Origin of the sequence: Mesobacillus boroniphilus JCM 21738 (assembly GCF_000517385.1) — a bacterium.
Classification (GTDB): domain Bacteria; phylum Bacillota; class Bacilli; order Bacillales; family Cytobacillaceae; genus Mesobacillus; species Mesobacillus boroniphilus.
On record NZ_BAUW01000161.1, the window covers coordinates 1 to 3,859 of the forward strand.

4 protein-coding genes and 1 pseudogene are annotated in these 3,859 nt (G+C 38.9%); 4 read left to right on the forward strand and 1 reads right to left on the reverse strand.

The window, feature by feature from the left end; genetic code table 11:
• Positions 1 to 133: 133 nt before the first annotated feature.
• The 3 genes and pseudogenes from JCM21738_RS21135 to perR all read left to right on the forward strand — a co-directional run bounded on the left by JCM21738_RS21135 (position 134) and on the right by perR (position 2,149).
• Entirely contained in the window at positions 134 to 1,030 is an 897-nt protein-coding gene (locus JCM21738_RS21135) for a D-2-hydroxyacid dehydrogenase (protein ID WP_243463119.1), read from the forward strand.
• A gap of 3 nt (positions 1,031 to 1,033) precedes the next feature.
• Positions 1,034 to 1,585, forward strand: a complete 552-nt coding sequence (locus tag JCM21738_RS21140) for a cob(I)yrinic acid a,c-diamide adenosyltransferase (RefSeq protein ID WP_023625535.1) — start codon at positions 1,034 to 1,036, stop codon at positions 1,583 to 1,585.
• Positions 1,586 to 1,706: 121 nt separating this feature from the next.
• A pseudogene (gene perR / locus JCM21738_RS21145) lies at positions 1,707 to 2,149 on the forward strand (peroxide-responsive transcriptional repressor PerR).
• 113 nt (positions 2,150 to 2,262) lie between these two features.
• Here perR and JCM21738_RS21150 read toward each other — a convergent pair.
• A complete protein-coding gene (locus JCM21738_RS21150; RefSeq protein ID WP_023625533.1) occupies positions 2,263 to 2,613 on the reverse strand; it encodes a YgzB family protein in 351 nt (116 codons plus the stop codon).
• Between the two features lie 158 nt (positions 2,614 to 2,771).
• Here JCM21738_RS21150 and JCM21738_RS21155 point away from each other — a divergent pair, with 158 nt between their 5' ends.
• Entirely contained in the window at positions 2,772 to 3,647 is an 876-nt protein-coding gene (locus JCM21738_RS21155; protein ID WP_023625532.1) for a nucleotidyltransferase-like protein, read from the forward strand.
• Positions 3,648 to 3,859 lie beyond the last annotated feature (212 nt).

Consider the following 3,859-nt stretch of genomic DNA (forward strand, 5'->3'; position numbering starts at 1 on the left):
TGATTTTTATAGGCTTGTAAGTTGTTTAATAAAGTGAAAATTAATACAATTATTAATATGACAATAGAACGAAAGGTATGGTTTGAATGAAAATATACTCCTCAATTCTTCTGCAGAGACTTTGCAGGAGGATGTGAAAAAGGAATTCCCCCAAGTCAGCTTTGAATTCCATAAAGGGATTAAGGAAGAATTATTTTTGCATGCGGAAATTTTCCTTACATATGGAGAGGATTTAACTGAAGAACTAATTTTCAAGGCTGATAAATTAAAATGGATCATGGTCATGTCTGCCGGACTGGACAGAATGCCATTCGAGGCATGCAAGAAGCGAGGGATCCTTGTTACCAATGTCAGAGGTATACATAAAATTCCGATGGCTGAATTTACAATAGGCATGATGCTCCAGCATGTTAAACAAATGCGATCCCTGTGGACTAATGAGCAAGCCAAGGCATGGGAGCGTAAATTGCCGATGGGAGAATTATACGGCAAGACATTGCTTATTCTAGGTATAGGGACAATTGGCGGAGAAGTGGCTCGACTGGCAAAAGCCTTCAATATGAAAACAATTGGTGTGAACCGAAGTGGCCGTGAAGCTGAATGGGCTGACGAAATATTTACGATGGACAACTATCGAGAGGCCATGCCGGAAGCGGATTTCATTGTTTCCGTAATGCCAAGCACGAACGAAACAAGGCATTTTCTTGATGCTAGCGATTTTGAAATAATGAAGGATACTGCGGTTTTTATTAATATCGGCCGTGGTGATTTAGTTAAGGATGATGTTTTAACAGCTGCACTTCAGGAAAAAAAGATAGCTCACGCTTATTTGGATGTGTTTTACGAGGAACCACTGATAGAAAGCCACCCATTCTGGACGATGGAGAATGTTACGGTAACGCCGCATATATCAAGCCTTACCAAAAATTATCTGACACGATCTTTTGAAATTTTCAAACATAATCTGCATACATATAATAAAAACAGTTCGGATTACCTTAATGTAATTGACATGGACAGGGGGTACTAGGAGATGAAGATTTATACGAAGACTGGGGACAAGGGAACAACCTCCCTTATTTATGGAACAAGGGTATCAAAGAATGATAAACGTGTAGAAGCTTATGGTACATGTGATGAAACAAATTCAATGATTGGTCTGGCCCTAAGCTATTTGAATGGCGAGTATTTCAGCGGCAAAGAAGAAATGCAGGAAATATTCCATAAAATCCAGACAGCATTGTTCCATGTCGGTGCTGAACTTGCTACACCTTCAGGGAAAAATGTGAAGTGGACTCTTGAGGAAAAAGACATCGAAGAGCTAGAGGCGAAGATTGATGCCTGGGATGCAGCACTTCCGCAATTGACCAACTTTATTCTCCCTGGAGGCCATCAGGCCGGCGCGGCGATGCATGTAGCAAGGACTGTTGCAAGGCGTGCAGAGCGCCAGGCTGTTGAACTGGGAGAAGAGGTTAACCCGCTTGTCCTTTCCTATTTGAATCGACTCTCTGACTTCCTGTTTGTCGCAGCGAGATATGTGAACATGCATCTGGGGTCAAAGGAACAGACATTGCATCAAAATTAACCAGAATACAGCAATTGTAAATGTTTGTGATGTGGCAATATTGACAAAAGTGGAATGAAATTAGTACACTATTTATAAATATTATAAAGTAAGAATTATAATTTTAAGTAAAGTGAGGTGCATGGCGGTGGTACAGAGTCAGTTAAAAGAAGCCCTGGATACCTTGAAGGATACAGGAGTCCGTATTACTCCGCAACGTCATGCGATACTCGAGTTTTTAATAAACTCAATGTCGCACCCAACAGCTGATGAAATATATAAGCGCTTGAAGGAAAATTCCCTAATATGAGCGTAGCGACAGTTTATAACAATTTGAGAGTATTCCGTGAAGCTGGATTGGTGAAGGAATTGACATATGGAGATGCATCAAGTCGTTTTGACTTTGTGACTTCCCACCATTATCACGTTATTTGTGACAATTGCGGGAAGATCGTTGATTTCCATTACCCAGGACTTGACGAAGTTGAACACTTGGCTTCCCATGTAACGGGTTTTAAGGTCGGTAACCATAGAATGGAGATTTACGGCACTTGTCCGGATTGCTCTGCGAAGGAAGTTCATTAAATCTAACTGCTGATGGCAAAAGCTATCAGTATCTTTTTTTGATTTTGTTTGCTTTTCGTTTACATCCTGGGTAACGAAAAACAACAAAAATAGAACTCGGCTGAAGCCCAGTTCTATTTTTGTTGTTTACGGTTGTATTGTTCGTCAAACTCCTTGCCTTCAAGAGCTGGGTCAAGAGTTAAAGGTTCATTGCAATACATACAAATATCCACTCGGCCGAGCATTTTGGTATGTTTGCCGCAGTTAGGACAGACTACCTGAACTGTTTTTGTTGATAACATTCCAATCCAAAAATAAACAGCCGTGCTTGCAATAATGAAAAGCAATCCCAGGATCATGAAAATCGTCATGACCAATGGAGAGTTGCGAAAGAAAATACCTGCATACATAACGATGAAGCCAATGAAAATCAGGCTCAGCGCAAAGGTACGAATTTTATTAATTTTATTAGAATATTTAGCCATTGGAATTTCCCTCCCTAAAATCTAACTATATCATACCATTTGCGGCAAGATAATCATAAAAAAGTCTAAGTCGATGTCGAAAATTGTCTAGAGAAATTGCAGGAGATTTTATATAATTGTCGAACATATATGCTAACAAACAAATGGAGGAGTTTATTATGGAGGATATCCTTCGTTCGATTTATCAAGAACGCGCAAGCCATCCTAATACAGCAGGAGTAGTCGTGGTCGAGAAGAGGCCAAAAGCCATCGCTGCCACTGATACATTTGATGTCATCCTGCTTATTATAGTAAAAGAAAATAATGAACCAGTCTTTGTAAAACATTACTCTTATGAAGATAAAAAAGCAGCGATGCATATCGTTACAGAAAAACAAATCAATGATTGGCTGTTGATAGGCAATAACAAAAAAATATTTGATTGGCTGTACAATGGGAAGATTGTTTTTGACAGGAATGAACGAATTGCCAACCTAAAGCATGAACTCAGGGAGTTTCCTTTCTTTGGGCGGAAAATCAAAATGGGAATCGAGTTTGCCAAATTGATCAGAAGGTATTCTGATGGGAAAGTACTCTTTGACAACTTTAATTATTTGGATGCTTATAATCATGTTGTCCATTCGCTTCATCACTTGGCAAGATTGGCGGTAATCGAAAACGGCTTCCATCCAGAGATTACAGTATGGCATCAAGTCAAACAGATTGAACCAGAAATATATAAGCTATATGAAGAATTAATTTGCAGTGAAGAATCCATTGAAAAACGGTTGGAATTATTATTCTTGGCCAGTGAATTCTTGATCCATAAAAGAACGAAGGTAGGCAGCCAGCATTTGCTTGAGGTGATGGAGAGTAAAGAGCACTGGTCATTCAATGAATTGATGACTCATCCTGAGTTGGCGCCCTATTCTGTAGACCTCGGTATTCTTGTGGAATATCTGATAGAAAAGAAAATCCTTGATGTAGTCAAGGTTGAAACAAAAGGGCAAGGTATTTTCCACAGATATTATAAAACCACAGAAAAATTATCCTAAAAAAATAAAGATAGCTATTGACCAATTGAAAATTACTTGGTATATTAATAACCGTCGCTACGGAACACAGCAAAAACATTTTCGCAGCAGACGGTTGAAAATTCAAAAGTGCTTTTCAGTCAATAACATTTTTTTAAAAAGTTGTTGACAGAAAAAACACTAGATGTTATATTAGTAAAGTCGCTTCTGGGCGATACGCTAACTAACTTGCT